Origin of the sequence: Curtobacterium sp. MCPF17_031 (assembly GCF_003234035.1) — a bacterium.
Classification (GTDB): domain Bacteria; phylum Actinomycetota; class Actinomycetes; order Actinomycetales; family Microbacteriaceae; genus Curtobacterium.
The window spans coordinates 1-23,224 of sequence record NZ_QKSG01000015.1; the positions used below are offsets into that span (position 1 = coordinate 1).

General features: G+C 70.1%; 23 protein-coding genes. 4 read left to right on the forward strand and 19 right to left on the reverse strand.

What is annotated here, in order from left to right; translation table 11 throughout:
* Positions 1-455: 455 nt before the first annotated feature.
* The 13 genes from DEJ31_RS16015 to otsA form a co-directional block, all read right to left on the reverse strand.
* Positions 456-1,226, reverse strand: a complete 771-nt coding sequence (locus tag DEJ31_RS16015) for a fumarylacetoacetate hydrolase family protein (RefSeq protein WP_111122384.1) — start codon at positions 1,224-1,226, stop codon at positions 456-458.
* 9 nt (positions 1,227-1,235) lie between these two features.
* A complete protein-coding gene (locus DEJ31_RS16020; protein WP_110904684.1) occupies positions 1,236-2,375 on the reverse strand; it encodes a branched-chain amino acid aminotransferase in 1,140 nt (379 codons plus the stop codon).
* Between the two features lie 14 nt (positions 2,376-2,389).
* Positions 2,390-3,460, reverse strand: a complete 1,071-nt coding sequence (locus DEJ31_RS16025) for a 3-isopropylmalate dehydrogenase (protein ID WP_110904685.1) — start codon at positions 3,458-3,460, stop codon at positions 2,390-2,392.
* A gap of 9 nt (positions 3,461-3,469) precedes the next feature.
* Positions 3,470-5,059: a phosphoglycerate dehydrogenase gene (serA, locus tag DEJ31_RS16030; protein WP_111045296.1), complete on the reverse strand. Its 1,590-nt coding sequence runs from the start codon at positions 5,057-5,059 to the stop codon at positions 3,470-3,472.
* An 80-nt stretch (positions 5,060-5,139) separates the two neighbouring features.
* Positions 5,140-5,523: a hypothetical protein gene (locus DEJ31_RS16035; protein WP_111122385.1), complete on the reverse strand. Its 384-nt coding sequence runs from the start codon at positions 5,521-5,523 to the stop codon at positions 5,140-5,142.
* A complete protein-coding gene (locus DEJ31_RS16040) occupies positions 5,520-5,942 on the reverse strand; it encodes a hypothetical protein (RefSeq protein WP_111122386.1) in 423 nt (140 codons plus the stop codon). Before DEJ31_RS16040 ends, DEJ31_RS16035 begins: the two co-directional genes overlap by 4 nt.
* A 26-nt stretch (positions 5,943-5,968) precedes the next feature.
* Positions 5,969-7,159: a mannitol-1-phosphate 5-dehydrogenase gene (locus DEJ31_RS16045; protein WP_110904689.1), complete on the reverse strand. Its 1,191-nt coding sequence runs from the start codon at positions 7,157-7,159 to the stop codon at positions 5,969-5,971.
* Positions 7,160-7,366: 207 nt separating this feature from the next.
* The gene (gene ilvC / locus DEJ31_RS16050) at positions 7,367-8,392 is read right to left on the reverse strand and encodes a ketol-acid reductoisomerase (protein ID WP_110904690.1); all 1,026 of its coding nucleotides are present in this window, start codon (positions 8,390-8,392) and stop codon (positions 7,367-7,369) included.
* A gap of 43 nt (positions 8,393-8,435) precedes the next feature.
* Positions 8,436-8,936 (reverse strand): acetolactate synthase small subunit, encoded by a 501-nt coding sequence (ilvN, locus tag DEJ31_RS16055; RefSeq protein ID WP_110904691.1) that lies wholly within the window; start codon positions 8,934-8,936, stop codon positions 8,436-8,438.
* Positions 8,933-10,753, reverse strand: a complete 1,821-nt coding sequence (locus tag DEJ31_RS16060) for an acetolactate synthase large subunit (RefSeq protein WP_110904692.1) — start codon at positions 10,751-10,753, stop codon at positions 8,933-8,935. The genes ilvN and DEJ31_RS16060 overlap by 4 nt, the downstream gene beginning before the upstream one ends.
* Before the next feature lie 47 nt (positions 10,754-10,800).
* Positions 10,801-12,495: a dihydroxy-acid dehydratase gene (ilvD, locus tag DEJ31_RS16065; protein ID WP_110904693.1), complete on the reverse strand. Its 1,695-nt coding sequence runs from the start codon at positions 12,493-12,495 to the stop codon at positions 10,801-10,803.
* A 105-nt stretch (positions 12,496-12,600) separates the two neighbouring features.
* The gene (gene otsB / locus DEJ31_RS16070; RefSeq protein WP_111045291.1) at positions 12,601-13,398 is read right to left on the reverse strand and encodes a trehalose-phosphatase; all 798 of its coding nucleotides are present in this window, start codon (positions 13,396-13,398) and stop codon (positions 12,601-12,603) included.
* Positions 13,391-14,983, reverse strand: a complete 1,593-nt coding sequence (gene otsA / locus DEJ31_RS16075; protein WP_110904695.1) for an alpha,alpha-trehalose-phosphate synthase (UDP-forming) — start codon at positions 14,981-14,983, stop codon at positions 13,391-13,393. Before otsA ends, otsB begins: the two co-directional genes overlap by 8 nt.
* Positions 14,984-15,143: 160 nt before the next feature.
* Here otsA and DEJ31_RS16080 point away from each other — a divergent pair, with 160 nt between their 5' ends.
* The gene (locus DEJ31_RS16080; RefSeq protein ID WP_110904696.1) at positions 15,144-16,115 is read left to right on the forward strand and encodes a magnesium transporter CorA family protein; all 972 of its coding nucleotides are present in this window, start codon (positions 15,144-15,146) and stop codon (positions 16,113-16,115) included.
* 47 nt (positions 16,116-16,162) lie between these two features.
* Here DEJ31_RS16080 and DEJ31_RS16085 read toward each other — a convergent pair whose 3' ends face one another.
* Positions 16,163-17,314, reverse strand: a complete 1,152-nt coding sequence (locus DEJ31_RS16085; RefSeq protein ID WP_110904697.1) for an SLC13 family permease — start codon at positions 17,312-17,314, stop codon at positions 16,163-16,165.
* A gap of 98 nt (positions 17,315-17,412) precedes the next feature.
* Here DEJ31_RS16085 and DEJ31_RS16090 point away from each other — a divergent pair, with 98 nt between their 5' ends.
* Positions 17,413-17,604: a hypothetical protein gene (locus tag DEJ31_RS16090; protein ID WP_110904698.1), complete on the forward strand. Its 192-nt coding sequence runs from the start codon at positions 17,413-17,415 to the stop codon at positions 17,602-17,604.
* A gap of 105 nt (positions 17,605-17,709) precedes the next feature.
* Here the strand turns inward: DEJ31_RS16090 and DEJ31_RS16095 are convergent, their stop codons facing one another.
* Positions 17,710-18,903, reverse strand: coding sequence for a mechanosensitive ion channel family protein (locus DEJ31_RS16095; RefSeq protein ID WP_181427475.1), 1,194 nt, complete (start codon positions 18,901-18,903; stop codon positions 17,710-17,712).
* A 45-nt stretch (positions 18,904-18,948) separates the two neighbouring features.
* Between DEJ31_RS16095 and DEJ31_RS16100 the strand changes: the two genes are divergently transcribed.
* Entirely contained in the window at positions 18,949-20,499 is a 1,551-nt protein-coding gene (locus DEJ31_RS16100) for an amino acid permease (protein ID WP_111045290.1), read from the forward strand.
* A gap of 77 nt (positions 20,500-20,576) precedes the next feature.
* The gene (locus DEJ31_RS16105; protein WP_111045289.1) at positions 20,577-20,882 is read left to right on the forward strand and encodes a hypothetical protein; all 306 of its coding nucleotides are present in this window, start codon (positions 20,577-20,579) and stop codon (positions 20,880-20,882) included.
* 127 nt (positions 20,883-21,009) lie between these two features.
* Here the strand turns inward: DEJ31_RS16105 and DEJ31_RS16110 are convergent, their stop codons facing one another.
* The 4 genes from DEJ31_RS16110 to DEJ31_RS17020 form a co-directional block, all read right to left on the reverse strand.
* A complete protein-coding gene (locus DEJ31_RS16110; RefSeq protein WP_110904701.1) occupies positions 21,010-21,222 on the reverse strand; it encodes an SCO4848 family membrane protein in 213 nt (70 codons plus the stop codon).
* Positions 21,223-21,354: 132 nt separating this feature from the next.
* A complete protein-coding gene (locus DEJ31_RS16115; protein ID WP_110904702.1) occupies positions 21,355-22,281 on the reverse strand; it encodes a hypothetical protein in 927 nt (308 codons plus the stop codon).
* Complete coding sequence (locus DEJ31_RS17015; protein WP_146236813.1) at positions 22,278-22,742, reverse strand: ImmA/IrrE family metallo-endopeptidase; 465 nt, start codon at positions 22,740-22,742, stop codon at positions 22,278-22,280. The genes DEJ31_RS16115 and DEJ31_RS17015 overlap by 4 nt, the downstream gene beginning before the upstream one ends.
* Complete coding sequence (locus DEJ31_RS17020) at positions 22,739-23,179, reverse strand: hypothetical protein (RefSeq protein WP_146240712.1); 441 nt, start codon at positions 23,177-23,179, stop codon at positions 22,739-22,741. Before DEJ31_RS17020 ends, DEJ31_RS17015 begins: the two co-directional genes overlap by 4 nt.
* Positions 23,180-23,224 lie beyond the last annotated feature (45 nt).

The following is a 23,224-nucleotide window of genomic DNA, read 5'->3' on the forward strand; positions in this document are numbered from 1 at the left end:
GGAATTGCTTCATGACCCGACCAGCCGAAACCGATCGAGCACGAGGTCAATAAAATTGGCATTGACAATGTGCACGCTGTTGAGTTCTCAAGGACCAGACGCACTCCCCACCCAACACCAACACGATGTCACGCCAGAGAGGCTGTCGTTCTCGAACCCACCGGATGACCGACACGAAGTCGACACCTGATCGATGGGGGTGGTTGCTGGAGGCGGACCCCGTCCGGACTGCATCTCCGGGCTGTTCACCCGGTGACCGTCTCGGCCGTTCCGTTCCGCCTCAGCGGCAACGAGTGATTACTCTACACACGGTCCGAGGGCCTGCCAACCAGGTCCGATCCCGGGCGTGTCGTGCCGTCCGTCCATGCCGAGCAGCGACGAAACCAGGCCGGCCTCGAGACGGACGGAGGCCCGACACCATGACGGTGTCGGGCCTCCAGGTCGGCTCCGGGCGCTCAGTGCCGGGCGATGACCGGGTTGCGGAGCGAACCGATGCCGGAGATCGTGACCTCCACCACCTCGCCGTCGCGGATCTGCCCGACGCCGGCGGGGGTCCCGGTGAGGATGACGTCGCCGGGCAGCAGCGTCCAGATCGACGAGATGAACTCGATCAGCGTCGGGATGTCGTGGATCATCTCGTTCGTGGAGGCTGCCTGGCGGAGGTCGCCGTCGACGCGCGTCTCGAGCCGGATGTCGGACGGGTCGATCTCCGTCTCGATGACCGGGCCGAGCGGGCAGAACGTGTCGAACCCCTTCGCTCGCGCCCACTGACCGTCGCGAGCCTGCAGGTCGCGCGCGGTCACGTCGTTCGCGATCGTGTACCCGAGGATCACGCTCGCGAAGTCCTCCTTCGCCACGTTCTTGGCGAGGGAGCCGATCACGATGGCCAGCTCGCCCTCGTGGTCGACGCGGCCGATGTCGGCGGGCAGACGGATCGGGTCCTCGGGGCCGATCACGGAGGTGTTCGGCTTGAGGAACACGACCGGGTCGTCCGCGGTCCGCTCCTCCATCTCCGAGACGTGCTCGGCGTAGTTGAGGCCGACTCCGATCACCTTCGACCGCGGGATGACGGGGGCGAGCAGCTTCGCGTCCTTCAGGGACACCCGCTCCCCCGTCGTCTCGAAGCCCTGGTACATCGGGTCGCCGGCGAGCACCACCAGTGCGCGCTCGTCGAGGATGCCGTAGCGGGGGTCCTCCCCCTCGGTGCTGAACCGTGCGATCTTCACGGGTCGACCCTACTCAGCGCTCGGCGTCGGGTCCGTGAGCCGGACCATCCAGCCGTGCGGGTCGGGGCGGCGGCCGTACTGGATGTCCGTCAGTTCCTCGCGCAGGGACATCGTCAGTTCTCCGGCCCCGGTCGTCGGCGAGCCGATGGTGAAGCCGTCACCGCGCAGTTCCGCGATCGGGGTGACGACCGCGGCGGTGCCACACGCGAACGCTTCGGTGATGGTGCCGTCGGCGACTCCGTCGCGCCACTCGGCGAGGGACACCGCACGACGTTCCACGCTGAGACCGCGGTCGAGTGCGAGCTGCAGGATCGAGTCCCGGGTGATGCCTTCGAGGATCGAGTCCGAGTCCGGCGTGACGAGCGTGCCGTCGGAGCGCACCAGGACGACGTTCATGCCGCCGAGCTCCTCCAGGTACTCGCCCTTCTCGGAGTCCAGGAACATCACCTGCTGGCAACCGTGTTCGTACGCCTCCTGCTGCGGCAGCAACGACGCCGCGTAGTTGCCACCGGTCTTCGCGGCTCCGGTGCCGCCCCGGGCGGCGCGGGCGTACTGCGTCGAGAGCCAGATGGACACCGGCTTCGGGCCGGACGTGAAGTACGGGCCCGCCGGACTCGCGATGCAGTGGTACTGCACCTCGTTCGCAGCACGGACACCGAGGAACGACTCGGTCGCGATCATGAAGGGGCGGAGGTACAGGCTCGTCTCCGGAGCGGACGGCACCCAGTCCTGGTCCGCCGCGACGAGCCGGCGGATCGACTCGACGAACACCGATTCGGGCAGCTCCGGCAGCGCGAGCCGACGGGCGGAGCGGGCGAACCGACGGGCGTTCGCGTCCGGACGGAACGCCCAGATGGAACCGTCGGCGTGCCGGTAGGCCTTCATGCCCTCGAAGATCTCCTGCGCGTAGTGCAGGACACTCGCACTCGGATCCAGGGAGAGCGGTCCGTACGCGTGGACCGAGGCGTCGTGCCAGCCGTCGTCGATCGTCCACTCCACCGAGGCCATGTGGTCCGTGAAGTGCTTGCCGAACCCGGGGTCGGCGAGGATCTCCTCGCGCTCGGCGGCGGCACGGCGCTCCGGGGACGGGGTCGTCGAGAAGTCGAGGGCGAAGTCGGTGTCGGTGGTCTCGGTGGTGCTGTCGCTCATGCGGGTGGCTCCTGTCAGGCCGTGGTGGTGCGTGCGGCTGCCGCGGCTCCGGCGATGGCGTCGCCGATCTGGGCCGTGGACCGTCGGGTGGTGCCCCGGCTGGCGAGGTCGGCCTCCACCGCGCGGGTCACCGCGCCCGCCAGGTCCGCCCGGCCGACGTGGTCGAGCAGCAGGGCGACCGAGAGGACCGCGGCGGTGGGGTCGGCGGACTGCTGGCCGGCGATGTCCGGTGCGGACCCGTGGACCGGCTCGAACATGCTGGGGAAGGTGCCGTCGGGGTTGAGGTTGCCGGAGGCCGCGAGGCCGATGCCACCGCTGATGGCGCCGGCGAGGTCGGTGATGATGTCGCCGAAGAGGTTGTCGGTGACGATGACGTCGAATCGGGAGGGCTCGCGCACCATGTGGATGGTGACCGCGTCCACGTGCTGGTAGTCGACCGCCACCTCCGGGTACTCGGCACCGACCGCGGCGACGGTCCGCTGCCAGAGCGAGCCGGCGTGCACCAGGACGTTGCTCTTGTGCACCAGGGTCAGGTGCTTCCGCGGGCGCCGCATCGCGAGATCGAAGGCGTACCGCACGACCCGTTCGACACCGTGCGCGGTGTTGAGCGAGACCTCGGTGGCGATCTCGTGCGGGGTGGCGACCCGGATGGCGCCGCCGTTGCCGACGTACGGGCCCTCGGTTCCCTCGCGGACGACGACGAAGTCCACCTCGCCCGGGTCGGCGAGGGGCGAACCGACCGCCGCGTGCACCTTGGTCGGCCGCAGGTTGACGTAGTGGTCGAACGCGAACCGCAGCTTCAGCAGCAGTCCGCGCTCGATGATGCCCCCGGCGAGGCGCGGGTCACGAGGGTCACCGCCGACGGCGCCGAGCAGGATCGCGTCATGTCCCGCCAGCGCCGCCAGGTCGTCGTCGGTGAGGATGTCCCCGGTCGCCAGGAAGCGCTCGGCTCCCAGCGAGAACGGGGTCTCCTGCACGTCGAGGTCACCGTCGGTCACCGCGTGCAGGACCTTCAGTGCTTCGTCCACGACCTCCGGGCCGATGCCGTCGCCACGGATGACGGCCAACCTGAGCGTCTGCGACATGAGGGTCTCCTAGAGCGTGATGTCGATCTCACGCAGCGAGGCTGCGTCGATCGTCGAGCGGACGTGCTCGAGGACGTCGTCCGGCACCGGCGAGTCGACGGTCAGCACGCTGAGCGCCTCACCGCCGGCGGACTGACGGGCGATCTGCATCGCGGCGATGTTGATCCCCGCCTCACCGAACTCCTTGCCGTAGACCGCGACGATGCCCGGACGGTCCGTGTACGCCATCACGACGTGGTGCTTGTCGAGGGCGACCTCGACGTCGTACCCGTTGATCTCGACGAGCTTCTCGACCTGCTTCGGGCCGGTGAGGGTGCCCGAGACGCTGATCGCCGGGCCGTCCGACTGGGCACCGCGGATCGTGAGGAGGTTGCGGTACTCGGGGCTGTCCGCGTCGGTGATGAGCCGGACGGTGACACCGCGCTGCTCGGCGATGAGCGGCGCGTTGACGTAGGACACCTGATCGCTGACGACGTCGGTGAACACGCCCTTCAGCGCCGCGAGCTTCAGCACGCTGACGTCGTACGCGGCGAGCTCGCCGTGCACCTCGACGTCGATGCTCGTCACGGGCGAGGTCGCCATAGCCGTGAAGACCTGGCCGAGCTTCTCGACCAGCGGGATGCCCGGGCGGACGTACGGGTCGATGACACCACCGGCGACGTTGACCGCGTCGGGGACGAGCTCGCCGCCGAGCGCGAGGCGGACCGACTTGGCGACGGCGACACCGGCCTTCTCCTGCGCTTCGTCGGTGGAGGCACCGAGGTGCGGGGTCACGACGACGTTCGGCAGGGACACGAGCGCCGAGTCCTTCGGCGGCTCGGACACGAACACGTCGAGACCGGCGCCGGCGATGGTGTTCGACGTCAGCGCCCGGTGCAGCGCGTCCTCGTCGATGAGCCCGCCGCGGGCGACGTTCACGACGAAGGCGGTCGGCTTCATCAGCGCGAACTGCTCGTCGGAGATCATGCCCACCGTCTCGGGTGTCTTCGGCATGTGGATCGTGGTGAAGTCCGCGCGCCGGAGCAGGTCCTCGAGCGAGACGAGTTCGACGCCGAGCTGCTGGGCGCGGGCCGAGGTCACGTAGGGGTCGTACGCGATGACCGAGACGCCGAACGCCTGCAGACGCTGGGTGATCAGGGCTCCGATGCGGCCGAGGCCGATGATGCCGACCGTCTTCTCGTAGAGCTCGACACCGGTGTACGACGACCGCTTCCAGGCACCGGCAGCCAGCGACGCGTGCGCTGCCGGGATGTGGCGGGCGAGCGACAGGATGTGCCCGACCGTCAGCTCGGCCGCCGAGATGATGTTGGACGTCGGCGCGTTGACGACCATCACGCCGGCGGTCGTCGCCGCCTTGATGTCGACGTTGTCGAGGCCGACGCCGGCACGGGCGATGACCTTGAGCTCCGGGGCCGCGGCGATCGCCTCGGCGTCGACCTTGGTCGCGGAGCGCACCAGGATCGCGTGCGCGTCGGACAACGCCGCGAGCAGCGCTGGACGATCGGTGCCGTCCACGTTCCTGATCTCGAAGTCGGGCCCGAGGGCGTCGACGGTGGCGGGCGAGAGTTCTTCGGCGATCAAGACGACCGGCTTCGACACGACTGCGGTTCCTCACACGAGACGGGTGGTGTACCACCACCCTACCGACGGCCGGACCCGGTTACGACGCCGGGAGCGGGTCAGAGCTGGACGAGGCTCGGCACGTAGAGCTGCAGCGTGAGCCACAGCGCCCCCGCGGCGGCGAAGGCGACGACGAGCACCGCGACGGTCATGACCGCCGTCGACCGTCGGGTCACCCACACGCCGACCGCGTACGCGAGTGGCGGGATGAGGACGTCGAGGACCAGCCACACCCACGGCACGGATCGCTGCAGGGACGCTCCACCGGCGGACCCGACGAACTCGTTGAACTTCTGCAGCTTGTCGGTGATCACCACGAAGTTGCCGACGCTCTGCGCGGTCATGTAGGCGAACAGCGCCGCGAAGAACACCCAGACGACGATCCGTCCGACCAGTGCTCCTGGGGTGCGGGACCCGCCAGCGGGGCGCTCGACGGCGCTCACCCGAAGCTCCGCGTCATCAGGAACGGCCACGGGAACAGCACGACGGCGCCGAGCAGCATCCAGAGCAACCGCGTGCGCGTGCTGCGGGTGCGGGCGACCCAGATCACCACGGCGAACCAGAGCGCCGGCGCGACGATCGCCAGGAAACGGAGCAGGGTGACGAAGCCGGACAGCACCGCGTCGGTCGTCGACAGGTAGCTGGTCGAGGCCGTGAGCAGCCAGGCGACGGTGTAGAGCAGGTACAGCCCGCCGAAGACACCGAACCCGATGAGCGCCCCGGACGTCTCGGGCGCGTCGGGGTCACGGGAGTCCCGTTCCTTGACGGCGATCGGGTTGCGCGCGGCGTCGACGTGCGTCGTGTCCTCGGCGTCGCCCCACGACAGAGCGGCGTCGTCGTCGGGTTCGCGCGCCTCGGTCATGCCGTCGATCCTACGAGGGTCGCCGCTCATGCCTGCGCGGGCTGGGTCTCGAGGACACCGGCGACGACGTCGCGGACGGCCGGGAACAGCGGATGGCCCTCCATGAGTCCGGTCAGGATCTCGGTCAGGGCGTGCGCGGTGGCACCGGAGCGGAGCAGGGCGTGCAGCTCGATCGACTCGGGGTCGTCCTGGTCGTCGAACTCCAGCGCGACGCGGACCGCACCGATGAGGTGGTCGACGGGCAGGCCGCGCTCGGCGAGCTGCGCGGCCGGGCCGATGAAGCGTTCACGACGACCGAGCTTGCGGAGCGGGTTGCGACCGACACGACGGGTGGTGTCGGGCAGGAGCGGGTTCGCGATGCGGGTCAGGTTCGCCGCGACGTAGCGGGCGTGGTCCGCCGGGTCGAAGCCGTGCTTCGCGACGAGCAGCGCGGTCGTCTCCGCGAGCACCCCGTCGACCTCAGCCCGCACGTCGGGGTCCTGCAGGGCCTCCCGGATGAGCCCGATGCCGCGGACCCAGCCGTGGTACGCGGCGGCTCCGTGCGCCGTGTTGACGGTGTAGAGCTTCCGCTCCACGAACGGCTGCAGGTCGTCGACCCAGGTCACGCCGTCGATGACGGGAGGCTCGGAGCCGGTCCCGGCGAACGGCGTGCGCTCGATGACCCACTCGTAGAACGGTTCGAGGACGACGTCGAGGCCGCCGGACTGTCCGAGCACCCCGGACTGGTCGGGGACGATGCGGTCGATCGCGCAGTTGGCGAAGACGGCGGCGATGTCGCGGTCCTCGAGGATCGGCGCGCGTCGGATGCTGGCGTGCAGCGAGTCGGTGGCGTTGAAGGCGTTCTCGCAGGCCACGATCGTGACGCCGCCGCGGTCGATCGGGCGTGCGGCCAGCCCCTCCGCGATGAGCGGCGCCACGAGGGGCAGGGTGCGTGCGCCGACGGCCGTCGTGACGACGTCGGCGTCGGCGATCGCCTGCACGACGCGGTCACGGTCGGTCTTGCTGTTCAGCGCACGGAACCCGTGGACCAGGTGCTCGACGGGCATCTCACCGACCTCGTGCACCACGAACCGGCCGGCTTCGTTGAGGGCGGAGACCACACGCTCGTCGACGTCGACGAAGGTGAGGTCGTAGCCGCTCGCCACGAGGAACTGGCCCACGAACCCGCGCCCGATCTTGCCGGCGCCGATGTGGACCGCTCGTCTCGTCACCGCCATCGAACGATCATCCCATGCTCGACGGACCGTGCCTGCCACGGTGTGGAGAGGACGGAGGGGACGGCGACGGAGCGCGTCACGGCGCTGCGCTGACGTCCTCGGGAGACGTCGGGGTACTGGAGGAGCTGCTGCATGGTGTCCGGGTCACATCGAGAGGCGGCGGTGCAGTGCACCGCCGCCTCGCGGGTCGAGCTTGTCTCGGGCAGACTACCGCGCGGCCGAACCGTCGACGTAGTCCGAGTCGGCCTGCTTCCACGCGAAGAGCTTGCGGAGCTCGCGGCCGGTCGCCTCGACCGGGTGGCCCTCGCCCTTCTCGCGGAGGGCCGTGAACTCCGGCGCGCCGGCGTCCTGGTCCTCGATGAAGCGCTTCGCGAAGGTGCCGTCCTGGATGTCGGCGAGCACCGCCTTCATGTTCTCCTTGACCTCGGGCGAGATCACGCGCGGGCCGGAGACGTAGTCACCGAACTCGGCCGTGTCGGAGATCGACCAGCGCTGCTTGGTGAGGCCGCCCTCCCAGATCAGGTCGACGATCAGCTTGAGCTCGTGCAGGACCTCGAAGTAGGCGATCTGCGGCTGGTACCCGGCCTCGACCAGGGTCTCGAAGCCGTACTGGATCAGCTGCGAGGTGCCACCGCAGAGGACGGCCTGCTCGCCGAACAGGTCCGTCTCGGTCTCCTCGGTGAAGGTCGTCTTGATACCGCCGGAGCGCAGGCCGCCGATGGCCTTCGAGTAGGACCAGGCGAGGTCCCAGGCGCTGCCCGAGGCGTCGACCTCGACCGCGACGATCACGGGGACGCCGCGGCCGGCCTCGTACTCGCGACGCACCGTGTGGCCCGGGCCCTTCGGCGCGACGAGCGACACGTCGACGCCCTCGGGGGCCTCGATGTAGCCGTAGCGGATGTTGAAGCCGTGGCCGAAGACGAGGGTCGCGCCCTGCTTGAGGTTCGGGGCGATGTCGTCCTTGTAGACGATGCGCTGGACCTGGTCCGGCGCGAGGATGACGACGACGTCGGCCCAGGCGGTGGCGTCGGCGGGCGTGTGGACCTCGAAGCCGGCCTCTTCGGCCTTCTGGCGGCTCTTCGAGCCCTCCTTGAGGCCGATCTTGACCTCGACGCCGGAGTCGCGGAGGTTGAGTGCGTGGGCGTGGCCCTGCGAGCCGTAGCCGATGACGGCGACCTTCTTGCCCTGGATGAGGCTCAGGTCGGCGTCGGCGTCGTACACGATGTCAGTCACGGTGCGTGGTCTCCTTGGTTGGGGTGTCTGGGGCGACCGGTGCTCAGCGCACCCGGTCGGTGATGCTCTTCGGTCCGCGGCCCATGCCGAGGAGTCCGGCGCGGGCCAGCTCCTTGATGCCGTAGGGCTCGAGGACGCGCAGGATCGCCTGGATCTTGCCGGGGTCACCGGTCACCTCGACGACGAGCGAGTCGGTGGCGACGTCGACGACCTGCGCCCGGAAGAGCGTCACGGCGTCGAGCACCGCGGACCGGGTCTGGTTGTCGACCCGCACCTTGACGAGCATGTGTTCGCGCTGCACCGACTGGGGGAAGTCGAGCTCCACGATCTTGATGACGTTGACGAGCTTGTTGAGCTGCTTCGTCACCTGCTCGAGCGGGAGGTCCTCGACGTCCACCACGACGGTGATGCGGCTGAGGCCGTCCACCTCGGTGTTGCCGACGGCGAGGGACTCGATGTTGAAACCGCGCCGGGCGAACAGGCCGGCGACGCGGGTCAGCAGACCCGGCTTGTCCTCGACGAGGAGGGACAGGACGTGGCTCATGCGGGCTCCCCCGTCATGTCAGCGTCCTCGTCGTCCCACGTCGGGGCGAGGTCGCGGGCGTACTGGATGGACGAGTTGCCGATCCCCTGCGGGACCATCGGCCAGACCATCGAGTCGCGGCTGACCACGAAGTCGATGACCACCGGGCGGTCGTTGGTGTCGAGCGCGAGCTGGATGGCCGCGTCGACGTCCTCGGCCTTCTCGACCCGGATCCCGAGCGCCCCGTACGCGTCCGCGAGCTTCACGAAGTCCGGGACCCGACGGGTGCCGTGGCCGGTCTGCAGGTCCGTGAACGAGTGGCGCCCGTCGTAGAACAGCGTCTGCCACTGCCGCACCATGCCGAGCGAGGAGTTGTTGATGATCGCGACCTTGATCGGGATGTCGTTGATGACGCAGGTCGCGAGTTCCTGGTTCGTCATCTGGAAGCAGCCGTCGCCGTCGATCGCCCACACCACCCGGTCGGGCTGGGCGACCTTGGCGCCCATGGCCGCCGGGACCGAGTAGCCCATCGTGCCAGCGCCGCCGGAGTTCAGCCATGCGTTCGGGCGCTCGTACTGGATGAACTGCGCGGACCACATCTGGTGCTGACCGACACCGGAGGCGAAGACACCCTCGGGCCCGGTCATCTCACCGATGCGCTTGATGATCGCCTGCGGTGCGAGCAGTCCGTCGGTCGGCTCGGTGTAGCCGAGCGGGAAGTCCTCGAGCAGCTGGTTGAGGTGCGCCCACCAGTCCGCGGTGGAGGCTCGTTGGTCGACCGGCACGTCGGCCCACGCCGCCACGAGGTCGACGAGGACCTCTTTCGCGTCACCGACGATCGGGACGTCGGCGTACCGGATCTTCGAGATCTCGGCCGGGTCGATGTCCACGTGCACGACCTTGGCGTGCGGAGCGAAGTCGTCGACCTTGCCCGTGACACGGTCGTCGAAGCGGGCGCCGAGCGCGATGATCAGGTCGCTCTCCTGCAGCCCGAGCACCGCCGGCACCGTGCCGTGCATGCCCGGCATGCCGAGGTGCTGCGCGTGCGAGTCGGGGAAGGCACCTCGGGCCATCAGCGTCGTCACGACCGGGGCGCCGGTGGCCTCGGCGAACGCCAGGAGCTCCGCGGACGCGCCGGACCGGATCACGCCGCCACCGACGTAGAGCACGGGGCGGTTCGACTCGGCGAGCAGCTGGGCCGCGGCGGTGATCTGCTTGCCGTGCGCCTTCGTGACCGGGCGGTACCCGGGGAGGTCGAGCTTCGGTGGCCAGATGTACGGCGCCGACTTCTGCTGGGCGTCCTTGGTGATGTCGACGAGCACCGGGCCGGGCCGGCCCGTCGTCGCGATCAGGTGCGCCGCCGCGAGCGTCGCGGGGACGTCCTCGGGCTTGGTGACCAGGAACGAGTGCTTCGTGATCGGCATCGTGATGCCGACGATGTCGGCCTCCTGGAAGGCGTCGGTGCCCATCAGCGTCGAGAACACCTGGCCGGTGATGGCGATGAACGGCACCGAGTCCATGTAGGCGTCGGCGATGGCGGTGACGAGGTTCGTCGCGCCGGGGCCGGAGGTGGCGATGGCGACGCCGACCTTGCCGGACGAGGACGCGTAGCCCTCGGCGGCGTGACCGGCGCCCTGCTCGTGCCGGACCAGGATGTGACGGATCGTCGTCGACGCCATGAGCTCGTCGTAGAACGGGATGATCGCGCCGCCGGGGAGGCCGAAGACGTCGGTGATCCCGAGGTGCTCGAGCGTCCGCAGGACGGCTCCCGAGCCGGTCAGGACCTCCGGCGAACGACGTGCTCCGGCAGCGGACAGCGGTGTGGCTTCCGTGGGCATGAACGGTTCCTTGCCTGGAGGGATGGCGATTTTGCGGGGTGTCGACGTCAGCCCGTGACCGCGCCGGTGGCAGCGGACTGGACGAGCTTGGCGTACTTCGCGAGGACTCCGCGGGTGTAGCGCGGGGGCAACGGAGCCCAGCCGTCACGGCGGGCTTCCAACTCGCCCGGGTCGACCAGTAGGTCGAGCGAGCGAGCGGGGATGTCGACACGGATGCGGTCGCCATCGCGCACGAACGCCACTGGACCTGCGTCCACGGCTTCGGGTGCGATGTGGCCGATGCAGAGGCCGGTTGTGCCGCCTGAGAATCGACCGTCCGTCAAGAGTAGTACATCCTTGCCCAGCCCCGCGCCCTTGATGGCCGCGGTGATGGCGAGCATCTCGCGCATGCCCGGTCCGCCCTTCGGGCCCTCGTAGCGGATGACCACCACGTCGCCCTTCTGGATCGTCCCCTCGGTGAGGGCGTCCATGGCGGCGCGCTCGCGGTCGAACACCCGCGCCGGCCCCTCGAACACGTCGGCGTCGAACCCGGCGGTCTTCACGACTGCGCCCTCCGGCGCGAACGAGCCCTGCAGGATCGTCAGGCCGCCGGTGGCGTGGATGGGGTTGTCGATCTTCCGGAAGACCTCGCCGTCGAGCTCCGGCGGGTCGATCTCGGCGAGGTTCTCGGCGACGGTCTTGCCGGTCACCGTCATGCAGTCGCCGTGCAGCAGGCCCGCGTCGAGCAGCGCCTTCATGATCACGGGGATGCCGCCGTTCCGGTCGACGTCCACCATGACGTACTTGCCGAACGGTTTCATGTCGGCCAGGTGCGGCACCGCGGCACCGATCCGGTTGAAGTCGTCGAGGGTGAGCTCGACCTCGGCCTCGTGCGCGATCGCGAGCAGGTGCAGCACCGCGTTCGTCGACCCGCCGAGGGCCATGAGCACGGTGATGGCGTTCTCGAACGCCTCGCGCGTCAGGATGTCGCGGGCGGTGATGCCCTTGCGGAGCAGGTTGACGACGGCTTCACCGGAGCGGTGCGCGTAGTAGTCGCGGCGGCGGTCGGCGCTCGGCGGCGCAGCGGAGCCCGGCAGCGACATGCCGAGCGCCTCGGCCAGGCTCGCCATCGTGTTGGCGGTGTACATCCCGCCGCAGGCGCCCTCGCCCGGGACGATCGCACACTCGATCTTCTTGAGCTCTTCCTCGCTCATGGTGCCGGCCTTGCATGCGCCGACGCCTTCGAAGGAGTCGATGATCGTGACTTCCTTCATCGTGCCGTCGGCCTGCTTGACGTAGCCCGGCATGACCGAACCCGCGTAGAGGAACACGCTCGACAGGTCCAGGCGCGCGGCGGCCATCAGCATGCCGGGCAGCGACTTGTCGCAGCCGGCGAGCAGCACGGTGCCGTCGAGGCGCTCGGCGCTCACGACGGTCTCGACGCTGTCCGCGATGACCTCACGCGAGACGAGCGAGAAGTGCATGCCCTCGTGGCCCATCGAGATGCCGTCGGACACCGAGATGGTGCCGAACTGCAGCGGGTACCCGCCGCCGCCGTGGACGCCTTCCTTGGCGCCCTGCGCGAGGCGGTCGAGGGACAGGTTGCAGGGGGTGATCTCGTTCCACGACGAGGCGATGCCGATCTGCGGCTTCTCCCAGTCCTCGTCGCCCATCCCGACGGCCCGCAGCATGCCACGCGAAGTGGTTGCTTCGATCCCGTCGGTGACGACCCGGCTACGCGGCTTCACGTCGATGTCAGGCATGTCCAGAGTCTAGGACCGTTTGGGATACCAATGGCGCAACACCATGCGTGCGCATGGTGTTGCCCCTGGCCGGGCGGCTCTGGTGCGTGCGCTCCCGGCCCCGGTTCAGCGCGTGGCCCGGAGGCGTGCCAGCTGCTTCAGGACGTCGGTCAGTCCAGCAGGGTCGGCGACGCGGTGTCCGGCGAGCGTGTCGCCCTCCCCCACCTTCACGCCGACGTCCCCGTCGTGGAGCGCGCGGAAGCCGTCCTCGTCGGTCACGTCGTCGCCGGCGAAGAAGACCGCGTCCGCGCCACGGAGCTCCCGCAGGCGCTCGATCGCGTCGCCCTTGGTGACGTGCCGGACCGCGAACTCGACGATGTCCTTGCCACCGCGCTCCAGGACGTCGGGGTCCGCGTCGTGGGCCGCGCGGCTGGCGTCCGCGTTCGCCACAGCGGCCTCGTCCGCGCTCACCCGTCGTGTGTGCACGCCGTGACCGGCCGGCTTGTGCTCGATGACGACGCCCGGGTGCCGTGCGCCGACCTCGTCGAGCGCCGCACCGATGCGGGCCACCCGGGCGGACTCGTCCGCAGTGAGGGCGTCCTCGTCGTGGCCGTCGACCCGCCACTCGACGCCGTGCGAGCCGACGAGCGCCATGCCGTCCGGGGCGTGGGTCACCGCCGCGAGGCTGCCGAGCGGCCGTCCGGAGACGAGCACGACCTCGGTGTCCCGTGCCCGCTGCAGGGTGAGCACGGCGGCCCAGCTGCCGGGCAGGGCACCGACGTCGGCCGGGTCGTCGGCGAACGGTGCGAGCGTGCCGTCGAAGTCGAGTGCCACGAGCAGTCGCGGCGCAGCCGCGAGCGTCCCGAGGGCCTGCTCGAGACCGCCGTCCGTGGTCTGGTCAGTGCTCGTGGGCTCGTCACGCATCACGGTCCTCCCGGGTGTCCTCGGCGGCGCGGGCCTTCTGCGCGTCCTGGTCGAAGATCGACGTCCCGTCGGTCTGGGCCTCGCGGTGCGGCTCGCCCTGTTCGACCGACTCCGGGTCGATCTGAGCGCCCTTCGGAGCGTGCCGGTCGAGCGCCTCGAGGAACGAGCGCGACCACCGGGCCACGTCGTTGTCCTTCACGCGCTTGCGGAGAGCACGCATCCGGGTCGAGCGCTCACGGCGGGGCATCTCGATCGCTCGCTGGATCGAGTCCTTCAGCGCCCCGATGTCGTGCGGGTTGACGATCACGGCCTGCTTGAGCTCGTCGGCGGCACCGGCGAACTCGGACAGGATCAGGACGCCGTCGTTGTCGTGGCGGGACGCGACGTACTCCTTCGCGACCAGGTTCATGCCGTCGCGCAGCGCCGTGACGAGCATGATGTCGGCGGCCAGGTACAGCGCGACCATCTCCTCGCGCGGGTAGCCGTGGTGCAGGTAGGAGATCGGCTGGTGACCGATGACGCCGAGGTCGCCGTTGATCCGACCGACGCTCAGCTCGATCTCGTCGCGGAGCATCCGGTAGGTGTCGACGCGCTCGCGGCTCGGGCTCGCGACCTGGATGAGCGCGGCGTCCTCGACGGCGAGGCGCCCGTCCTCGACCAGTTCGCCGAACGCCTTGATGCGGTGTCGGATGCCCTTGGTGTAGTCGAGTCGGTCCACGCCGAGCAGGACGGTCTTCGGGTTGCCGAGTCCGTCGCGGATCTCCTTCGCGCGCTGCTGCACCTCCGGTCGTCGGGCGATCTCCTCGAAGCTCTCGGCGTCGATCGAGATCGGGAAGTGCCGGGCCTCGACGTGCCGGACCGTGATGCCCTTGCGGCTGCGCGGTGCCTTCGGGTCGTCGACGGGGACGTCCACCGTCGACCCCTTCGTCGTGTAGCCCTTGATGTGCCGCACCGCGCGGAGGAAGTCGCTGGCGTCGTCCTGCCGCTGGAACCCGATCACGTCGGCTCCGAGCAGGCCGTCCAGGATCTGGGCACGCCACGGCAGCTGCGCGTAGATGCCGACCGGCGGGAACGGGATGTGGTTGAAGAAGCCGATGGTCAGGTCCGGGCGGAGTGCACGGAGCAACGCCGGCACGAGTTGCAGCTGGTAGTCCTGCACCCAGACGATGCCGTCCTGCTCGGTGATCTCGGCGATCTGCTCCGCGAAGCGCTGGTTCACGCGCTTGTACGCGTTCCACCAGTCGCGGTGGTAGCTCGGGTGCTCGATCACGTCATGGTAGAGCGGCCACAGCGTGTCGTTGCTGAAGCCCTCGTAGTACTCCTGCACGTCGTCCGCGCTGAGCGGCACCGGCACGATGTGGATGCCCTCGTTGTCGAACGGCTCGACCGTGACGTCCGGCTGCCCGACCCAGCCGACCCAGGCGCCGTCGTTCGCGCGCATCACCGGCTCGAGTGCGGTGACGAGACCGCCCGGCGAGTGCCGCCAACCCTCGGTGCCGTCGTCTTCGACGACGCGGTCCACGGGGAGGCGGTTGGAGGCGACGACGAAGGCGTAGCGCGTGGTGTCGGTGCGGTCTGCGGGCATGGGTGGCGGGTGCTCCGTTCCTGCCCGGCGGCCTGCCGGGGCGTCGGCACCGAAACTACCAGCGCACGGGTGGCCCGGCTGAGGGGACGTTCACCCGCGCTCGGCCGGGAGGCCCGGGGGCGCGTCCGCCACGCAGCGCAGCGACACTAGGCTCAGCGCCATGGTGAGCACGCGTTGCTGGCAGGACGGTTCGTCGGCGGAGCGGGACTTCCCGGTCGAGCAGGTCTCGGACCTCGTCGCCCGCGACGGCGCCTTCGTCTGGGTGGACTTCACGGACCCGCAGGCGTCGGATCTCGAACAGGTCCAGGAGGAACTCGGCATCCACGCCCTCGCGGTGGAGGACGCCGTGGAGAGTGGGCAGCGCCCGAAGCTCGACCGGTACCGGGACGGCCTGTTCCTGGTGGTCTACGACGCACATGCTCCGGGGAAGGACGGCGAGCTCGTCACCCACGAGGTGAAGGCGTTCGTCACGCACCACGCCCTCGTCACCATCCACGGCCCCGACTTCGACACCGCCGCGGTGCAGCGCCGGTGGGACGCGAACAGCGACCTCGCCGACCACGGCGTCCCGTGGCTGCTGTGGGGTCTGCTCGACACCGTGGTCGACCACGCCACGAGCGTCCTCGAGACGATCGAGCGGGACATCGACGCGCTCGAGGACGACCTCTTCGAGAACGGCGACCCGCGCGAGCAGCAGATCCAGCGCCGGTCGTTCCGTCTGCGCAAGGCACTCGGGGTGCTCCGCCGACTCGTCGTCCCGACACGGGACAGTGTCGGCTCGCTGCTGCACGGGGACGCCGAGACGATCATCGACGGCGTCCGTCCGTACTTCCGGGACGTCGAGGACCACCTGGTGTCGATCGCCGACTCCGTCGATCAGCAGCGGGACGCGGTCTCGAGCGTCCTCGACACGAACCTCAACCTGGCGTCCAACCGGCAGAACACGGTGATGAAGAAGGTGACGAGCTGGGCGGCGATCATCGCGATCCCGACCGGCATCACGAGCTTCTTCGGGCAGAACGTGCAGTTCCCCGGCGAGGGCGAGTGGAGCGGGCTGTGGGCCTCGATCGCGCTCACCGTCGCGTCGTCACTGCTGCTCTACCGGTCGTTCAAGCACCGCGACTGGCTCTGACGCGGGACGCCGCACCCGCGCGCACAACCGTGGACGGGCCACCGCGCTCAGATCGCCAGCGCGAACACACCCGCCACGACCGTGAGCGGTGCCACCACGCACCCGAGCGCGAGGTAGCGCCCCCACGACAGGTGGATGCCCTCGGCGGTGAGCCGCGCGTGCCAGAGCAGCGTCGCGAGCGAGGCCCACGGTGTGACGAGGCAGCCCGCGTTCACGCCGACGAGCAGGGCCGCGTACCGCAGGGCCTCGTGCCCTGCCGCCGGCTCGAGCACGAGGTACGCGGGCAGGTTGTCGATCGCGTTCGCCGCGACCGCGCCCGCGCCGCCGAGGAGCAGCAGGGAGCCGCTGCCCGTGCCGCCGGCCAGGGCGTGCACGACGGGGTCGGAGACGCCGGTCGCGTGCAGGGTCTCGACGACGACGAAGAGCCCGGCGGCGAAGACGAGCGTCGACCACGGCACCCGGGAGGGCCTGAGTCCGGGCGGCGCCCGGAAGGCCGCGACGACGACGAGCAGGACGGCGGCGACGACGGCGGCCACCCAGACCTCGACCCCCGCGGTCAGGGCGACGACGAGGGCGACGAGCACCGCGGAGGCCGCCCAGAAGAACACCGGGTCGGCGGCCTTCCGCAGGCCGACCGACGTGTACCGGCCGGACAGCGAGCGGCGGAACACCACGAGCAGCACCGCGCAGGGCACCACGACCCCGGCGAGCGCCGCCCAGACCATCAGGCCGGCGAACGGCAACGGACCGTCCAGCCCGATCCGGTCTACGGCGAGCAGGTTGGTGAGGTTCGACACCGGCAGCAGCAGGGACGCGGTGTTCGCCAGCCAGACCGTGGTCAGGGCGAACGGCATCGGCGGCAGACCCACCCGGCGGGCGAGCGTGATGACGATCGGGGTGAGCAGCACCGCGGTGGTGTCGATCGACAGGAAGACGGTGCAGACCACGGCGAGCACGACGACGGCGCCCCACAGTCCGATGGTCCGACCGCCACCGATCCGGGCGGCGACGTCGGCCAGGCGGTCGAACACCCCGGCGTCCGCGGCGAGTTCGGAGACGACGGTCAGGCCCAGGACGAACCCGAGGACGGGCAGGACGCGGGCGGCGAGGGCGCCGAGTTCCGGCACCGGGAGCAGGCCGAGGGCGACGCACACCGCGCCGACGGCGAGCAGGACGGCTCCGATGACTGCTTGGCGCACGATGTGACTCCTCGGTGGTGAGCCGGAGTCCCTGTGCGCCCGGCGGCGCTCCAATGTAGCGCCCGGTAACGTGGCCAGGACGACGACAGGAGGAACCCGTGCGGAAGTTCATGTTCAGTGGTGCGGTGTGGGGCTCGCTCATCAGCGGCTACAGCGTGCTGCAGACGTCCAGGCGCGGTCCGCGCGACTGGCGGCTCGCCCTCACCTGGGTGGCCTGGCTCGCGACGACGATCGTGGCCGTGGGCACGGTCGTCGAGGACGACCGCGCGGTGAAGTCCAAGCAGCGCTAGTCGTGCCGGCGGTCGCGACGCGACCACCACGACGGACGGGAGGCCCGGTACCAGCTGGTACCGGGCCTCCCGTCCGTCGTGGTGGCGGCTCCGCGGCCGCGGCGCCTACCGGTGCTGGTCCTCGCTGTCCGGCGGGACCTCGTCGGGGCGGATGCCCGAGGTCCGGATCGGGCCGGTGAAGAGGGCGGAGCGCTCGTCGCCCTCGCCGAACAGCTGCGAGTCGTTCTCGCTCCGCGGCCCGCGCCGGGCCCTCGGTGTGGTGGTCGTCTCGGTGAGCTGCATGCGCTGCAGCGGGAGCGCCTCCGGGTGCTGCCGCTGCATCCACTCGACCATCTCCTCCCGGACGTAGCAGCGCAGGTCGAACAGACCGCCCGCGTCCGGCGCGGTCACGAGGATGCGGACCCGGACGAAGCCGCCCACGGCGTCCGTGACCTGGAGCACCTTGGTGCGGCCGTCCCAGATCGTGCTCGTGGCGAGGATCCGGTCGAGTTCCAGGCGCATCTCGGAGGGGCTGACCCGCCAGTCCAGGTCGAACTCGACCGCGCCGAGCAGTTCGCTGCTGGTCCGCGTCCAGTTCTCGAACGGGGTGCTGGTGAAGTACGTCGACGGCAGGACGAACCGGCGGTCGTCCCACAGGTGCACGACGACGTAGGTGAGGGTGATCTCCTCGATGCGGCCCCACTGCCCCTCGACCACGACGACGTCGTCCACCCGGATCGACCCGGAGAACGCGAGCTGCATGCCCGCGAACACGTTGCCGAGCATGGACTGGGCGGCGAGACCGGCGATCACCGAGAGGAGACCGGCGCTCGCGAGGACGCTGGCGCCGGCGGCCTCGACCCCGGGGAAGGTCAGCAGGATCGCGCCGACGGCGATGATGACGAGGACGGCGACGGTGAGCCGCCGGATGATGAGGACCTGCGTGCGGACCCGGCGTGCCACCCGGTTGTCCGGGACGTCGACGCGGTAGCGGTGCAACCCGAGGCTCTCGAGGAAGATCGCGAGCTCGCACGCCAGCCAGCAGCCGACGCCGATCATCGCGATGAGGAACACGTGCGAGACGTCGTCCCGCCAGGGGAAGCGGCGGAGGTCGTCCGGCACGCTCGTGGTGAACCCCGTCCAGAGCAGGGCGACGAGCAGGGTGGCGCGGGTCGGGTGTTTCGTCCGTCGCGAGAGCGCAGCCGCCCAGCGTTCCCGCCGGGCGAGTGCACGGAAGACCAGGTGCAGGACGAGTGCGGCTGCTGCCGTGACGAGCAGGGCGAACCCGATCGCGACGAGGAGTCGGAGGAGGATGTCCATCCCTCCATGGTGGCCCAGCAGACGTGCACCGGTAGCGTTCTCGCCATGACAGCGAAGAACGAAACGGGCGTTGACCGCGCTCCCGCGAACGACTTCTCGCACGAGCAAGAGGGCTACCAGCACGGGTTGAAGCCCCGCCAGCTGCAGATGATCGCCATCGGCGGCGCCATCGGCACGGGGCTCTTCCTCGGCGCCGGAGGCCGACTGCACACCGCGGGCCCGGCACTGGCGATCACCTACCTGATCGCCGGCGTCTTCGCCTTCTTCATCCTGCGGGCGCTCGGTGAACTCGTGCTGCACCGGCCGTCCTCCGGCTCGTTCATCTCGTACGCGCGCGAGTTCTACGGCGAGAAGTTCGCGTACGCCGCCGGCTGGATGTACTTCCTCAACTGGGCGATGACCTCGATCGTCGACACCACCGCGGTCGCGGTCTACCTGAAGTACTGGTCGGCGTTCACGGCGGCCCCGCAGTGGTTGCTCGCCCTCATCGCACTGCTCGTCGTCCTCGCCGCCAACATGGTCGCGGTGAAGGTCTTCGGCGAGCTCGAGTTCTGGTTCGCACTCATCAAGGTCGCCGCCCTCGTCGCGTTCCTGGTGGTCGCGATCATCTGGCTCGTCTTCGCGTTCCCCGTCGAGGCCGGCGGCGAAGCCGTCCGCACCGGCTTCTCGATCTGGGGCGACAACGGCGGGATCCTGCCGAACGGGGTCCTGCCCGCCGTCCTGGTGATCCAGGGCGTCGTGTTCGCCTACGCCGCCATCGAGCTCGTCGGCACCGCGTCCGGTGAGACCCAGGACACCGAGAAGGTCATCCCCCGCGCCATCAACTCCGTCGTCTTCCGCATCGCGGTGTTCTACGTCGGCTCGATCGTGCTGCTGTCCATCCTGCTGCCGTACACCGCGTACAAGGAGGGCGAGAGCCCGTTCGTGACGTTCTTCTCGTCGATCGGGAACCCGCAGGTCGGCGTCGTCGTCGGGTCGATCATGAACTTCGTCGTGCTCACCGCGGCGCTGTCCTCGCTGAACGCCGGGCTGTACTCGACCGGCCGCGCGCTGCACTCGATGGGCATGAACGGGTCGGCACCGAAGTGGACCACGAAGATGTCGAAGGGCGGGGTGCCGTACGCCGGCATCCTGCTGACCGCCGCGTTCACCGTCGCCGGAGTCGTGCTCAACTACTTCGTCCCCGGGCAGGCGTTCGAGATCGCCCTGAACATCGCGAGCCTCGGCATCATCACGGCGTGGGGCACGATCATCCTCTGCCAGATGAAGCTGCGGCAGTGGGCCAAGCAGGGGCTCGCGAAGGAACCGACGTTCCGACTGCCCGGCGCACCGGTGACGAGCTGGCTGACCCTGGCGTTCCTCGCCTCGGTGGTCGTGCTCATGGCGATCGACTACCCGGTCGGGACGTACACGATCGCGTCCCTCGTGATCGTCATCCCGCTGCTCGTCGTCGGCTGGTTCCTGCAGCGTGACCGCATCCTGCGCATCGCCTCGCTGCGACAGGGCGTCACCGGGCCGTACCCGGTGAACGGTCGCGACCCGGCAGCACAGGTCCGTCGTCGTGACGGCGGCGACGGCACCGACAGCGGCGCCTGACCGTCCGTCCCACACCAGGAAGCACACGGCCCCGCGAGGGTCGACACGAGTCCGGCACCCGCAGGTACGATCAGCGGGTGCCGGACTCTCCTGTTCTCCCGACGCTCGACCTGCAGCACACCTGGCGTGGTGCGCTCTGCCGGGTCCGCGTGTTCCGCGACCGCGTGACGGCCGAGACCAGCTTCGAACAGGACACCCTGCTGCCCGTGCCGATGGAAGCCGTCGTCGGCTGGCGCATCGAGGAGTGCGACTTCGACGCCGTGTGCGTGGAGTTCGTCACGCTGGCGGACATCTGGCGGGTGCTGCTCTCCCCCGCGGACGAGTCACTCGCGGACATGGCGCTCCGCTCGGCGCTCGGCGCGCCGATGCCGTCGGCGTCGTAGCGCGGCAGCGTCGTCGTGGGGCGGCACTGACGGGAGGCGCGGGGCCAGCCCGTCACGAGCCTCCAGGCCGTCACGGGCAGCCAGGCCGTCACGGGCAGCGAGGCCGTCACCCCGCGTCGCGGTGTCGTCAGACGAGCAGGAGCACCGCGGCGACGACCGATGCGGCGGCGATGGCCAGCCCGATGGTCATCAGCACGAAGTGCACGCGCCAGAACGTGGTCGGACGGCCGGCGGTGTCACGGGCTCGGGTGTCCTTCGCGACCCGCTGGAAGAAGCGCGGCCAGGCGATCACGTTGAAGACGGCACCGACGAACAGGACCACTGCGGCGAAGACGAGCACCCGACGATCCTACGCCCGGGCCTCGGCCGCCCCCCACGACCGGCCGAGACCCGCGACACTCGAGGTGTAGCACGTGCTACAGAGCGTACACGAGGGCTGGACGGCCCCGGCGGGGGTCTCGGCGCGTCCGCGTCAGGCGGTCGCGAGCACCGCTTCGGCTTCGGCCAGGGCCGCGCGGTCCGCGGCGTCCAGGGGCGTCCGACTCCGTCGGGCGCCGTCGTTCACCTCGACGATCAGACGACTCAACCGGGTGGCCGGGTCGTCGGAGTCCGGGTACTCGTTGTCGGTCCCCAGCCGAGCGTGGACCGGTGCGAGGCGACGGAGCGCCCGGACCAGCGCCGCACTGCGACGGGTCTGCCAGACGCGGTGCCCGACGACGAGCAGCAGCATGCCGGAGGCGACGAGCAGGACGGCGCCGGGCGTCAGGACGTCGTAGGGCAGGCTCAGGGCGGACGTGACGCCGAGACGCCCGGCGACGTGCGCCAGGTCCATCACGGCGACCACGACCATGCGGACGGCACCGAACACCCCGCCGGCGACGAGCACCCACAGCCCGACGCGGTCCAGGCCGGTCCGCGCCTCCCGGACGCGCAGGACGCAGATGAGGCCCGTCGCACCGAGCGCCAGACCCAGGTAGGTGGTCTGCGCGATCGAGTACACGGCAGCCGTCGGGTGAGCACCGACCGCGAGCATGAAGGTCGTCGTCGTCGGCACCGGGTCGAGCGTGCTGAAGGCCAGGACGATGAGGACGAGGACGAGCGAGCACGAGACGACGACGACGTTCCGCATCCAGGTCCGTGCCGCCCCGACGGCCTTCGCCACACCCCAGAGCAGGGTGCTCGTGCCCAGGACCATCAGGACGTCGCAGACGAGCGTCAGGACGTTGCGTCCGCCGAGCAACGGGTCCACCGCGCGGTACAGCGGTCCGACGCCCGCGACGATCGTCGCGGAGAACAAGAGGAACGTCATCGTCAGCGTGCGGTCCTGGCCACGCTGCAGGACGGCCAGCACGACCGACCCGACGACGAGCAGGACCGCCTGGACGACCGCGAGGATCACCCGAAGACCCCGCGGAACGCACTGGGACGCTCGCGGTGGCCGCGGATGAGCTGCGCGAGGCGGTCCGCGAAGAGCTCCGCCTGGCGTTCGTACTCGTTCTCGAACAGGCCGCGGGCGAGTGCCCGTTCGACCTTGTACTGCGGGAGGTCCGGGATCAGTGCCCGGATCGCTGCAGCCTGCGGTGCGGACTCCTGGTGCCCGTGCAGGACGTGCCCGAGCTCGTGCCCGATCACGAACGCCCGGAAGGTCGGGGACGGCGTCGGCGAGATCATCACGAGGTGCTGGTGCTCCAGCGTCGCCACGAAACCGCAGACGGGTTCATCCGCCAGGAACGCCTCTTCGCGGACCCTGATCGGCTTGCCGACGATCTGCTCGGCGGCGGTTACGGCGTCCTCGATGCCGGTCCAGCCCGCCGCGGCACCCACCTGCCAGAAGCGCTCGAGGACGCCGGGGTCGCTCACGCCGCACCGCCGCGACTCGACTCCTGCTCGATGACCTCGGCGATCCGCCGGAGTGCCTCCGGGGAGAGCTCGCCCGGGAAGGTCCGCGCCGCGAAGCCGCTGACACGCGCCGACCGGATCGACCGGACGAGCGCGAGCTGGGCGCCGATGCGCTCCGGCAGGTCGCTGTCCTCGAGCAGGAAGGCGTCGTCCACCTCGAAGAAGCCCGCGAGGACGCGGAGCAGCTGGGTGTCGCTGTTGCGCCGGCCGTCGCCCGACACCATGTACGTCCACTTCGCCCGCGAGAGTGATCCGCCGTGCGCGCCGACGTACTGCTCGATCTCGGCGAAGGGGACGGGTGCACCGCGCTGCGACTCCTCGAAGTCGAGCAGCAGGTTGAGTCGACGTGCGAGTTCGCCCGCGTCGAGCACGCCGCCCTTCGGCACCGATCCCGTCATCGTCGTCCCCCTCCGCTCCCCGTGCTGCGCCACTCTACTGCTCGA

Excerpts from the sequence above, each read along its gene's own strand:
- otsA (WP_110904695.1), bottom strand. The coding sequence starts at position 14,983 with ATGCCCGCAGACCGCACCGACACCACGCGCTACGCCTTCGTCGTCGCC.
- DEJ31_RS16040 (WP_111122386.1), bottom strand. The coding sequence starts at position 5,942 with ATGACCGAGGCGCGCGAACCCGACGACGACGCCGCTCTGTCGTGGGGC.
- ilvN (WP_110904691.1), bottom strand. The coding sequence starts at position 8,936 with ATGAGCCACGTCCTGTCCCTCCTCGTCGAGGACAAGCCGGGTCTGCTG.
- DEJ31_RS16080 (WP_110904696.1), top strand. The coding sequence starts at position 15,144 with ATGGTGAGCACGCGTTGCTGGCAGGACGGTTCGTCGGCGGAGCGGGAC.
- DEJ31_RS16095 (WP_181427475.1), bottom strand. The coding sequence starts at position 18,903 with ATGGACATCCTCCTCCGACTCCTCGTCGCGATCGGGTTCGCCCTGCTC.
- DEJ31_RS16100 (WP_111045290.1), top strand. The coding sequence starts at position 18,949 with ATGACAGCGAAGAACGAAACGGGCGTTGACCGCGCTCCCGCGAACGAC.
- DEJ31_RS17020 (WP_146240712.1), bottom strand. The coding sequence starts at position 23,179 with ATGACGGGATCGGTGCCGAAGGGCGGCGTGCTCGACGCGGGCGAACTC.
- DEJ31_RS16025 (WP_110904685.1), bottom strand. The coding sequence starts at position 3,460 with ATGTCGCAGACGCTCAGGTTGGCCGTCATCCGTGGCGACGGCATCGGC.
- DEJ31_RS16060 (WP_110904692.1), bottom strand. The coding sequence starts at position 10,753 with ATGCCCACGGAAGCCACACCGCTGTCCGCTGCCGGAGCACGTCGTTCG.
- DEJ31_RS16020 (WP_110904684.1), bottom strand. The coding sequence starts at position 2,375 with ATGAGCGACAGCACCACCGAGACCACCGACACCGACTTCGCCCTCGAC.
- ilvD (WP_110904693.1), bottom strand. The coding sequence starts at position 12,495 with ATGCCTGACATCGACGTGAAGCCGCGTAGCCGGGTCGTCACCGACGGG.
- DEJ31_RS16045 (WP_110904689.1), bottom strand. The coding sequence starts at position 7,159 with ATGGCGGTGACGAGACGAGCGGTCCACATCGGCGCCGGCAAGATCGGG.
- otsB (WP_111045291.1), bottom strand. The coding sequence starts at position 13,398 with ATGCGTGACGAGCCCACGAGCACTGACCAGACCACGGACGGCGGTCTC.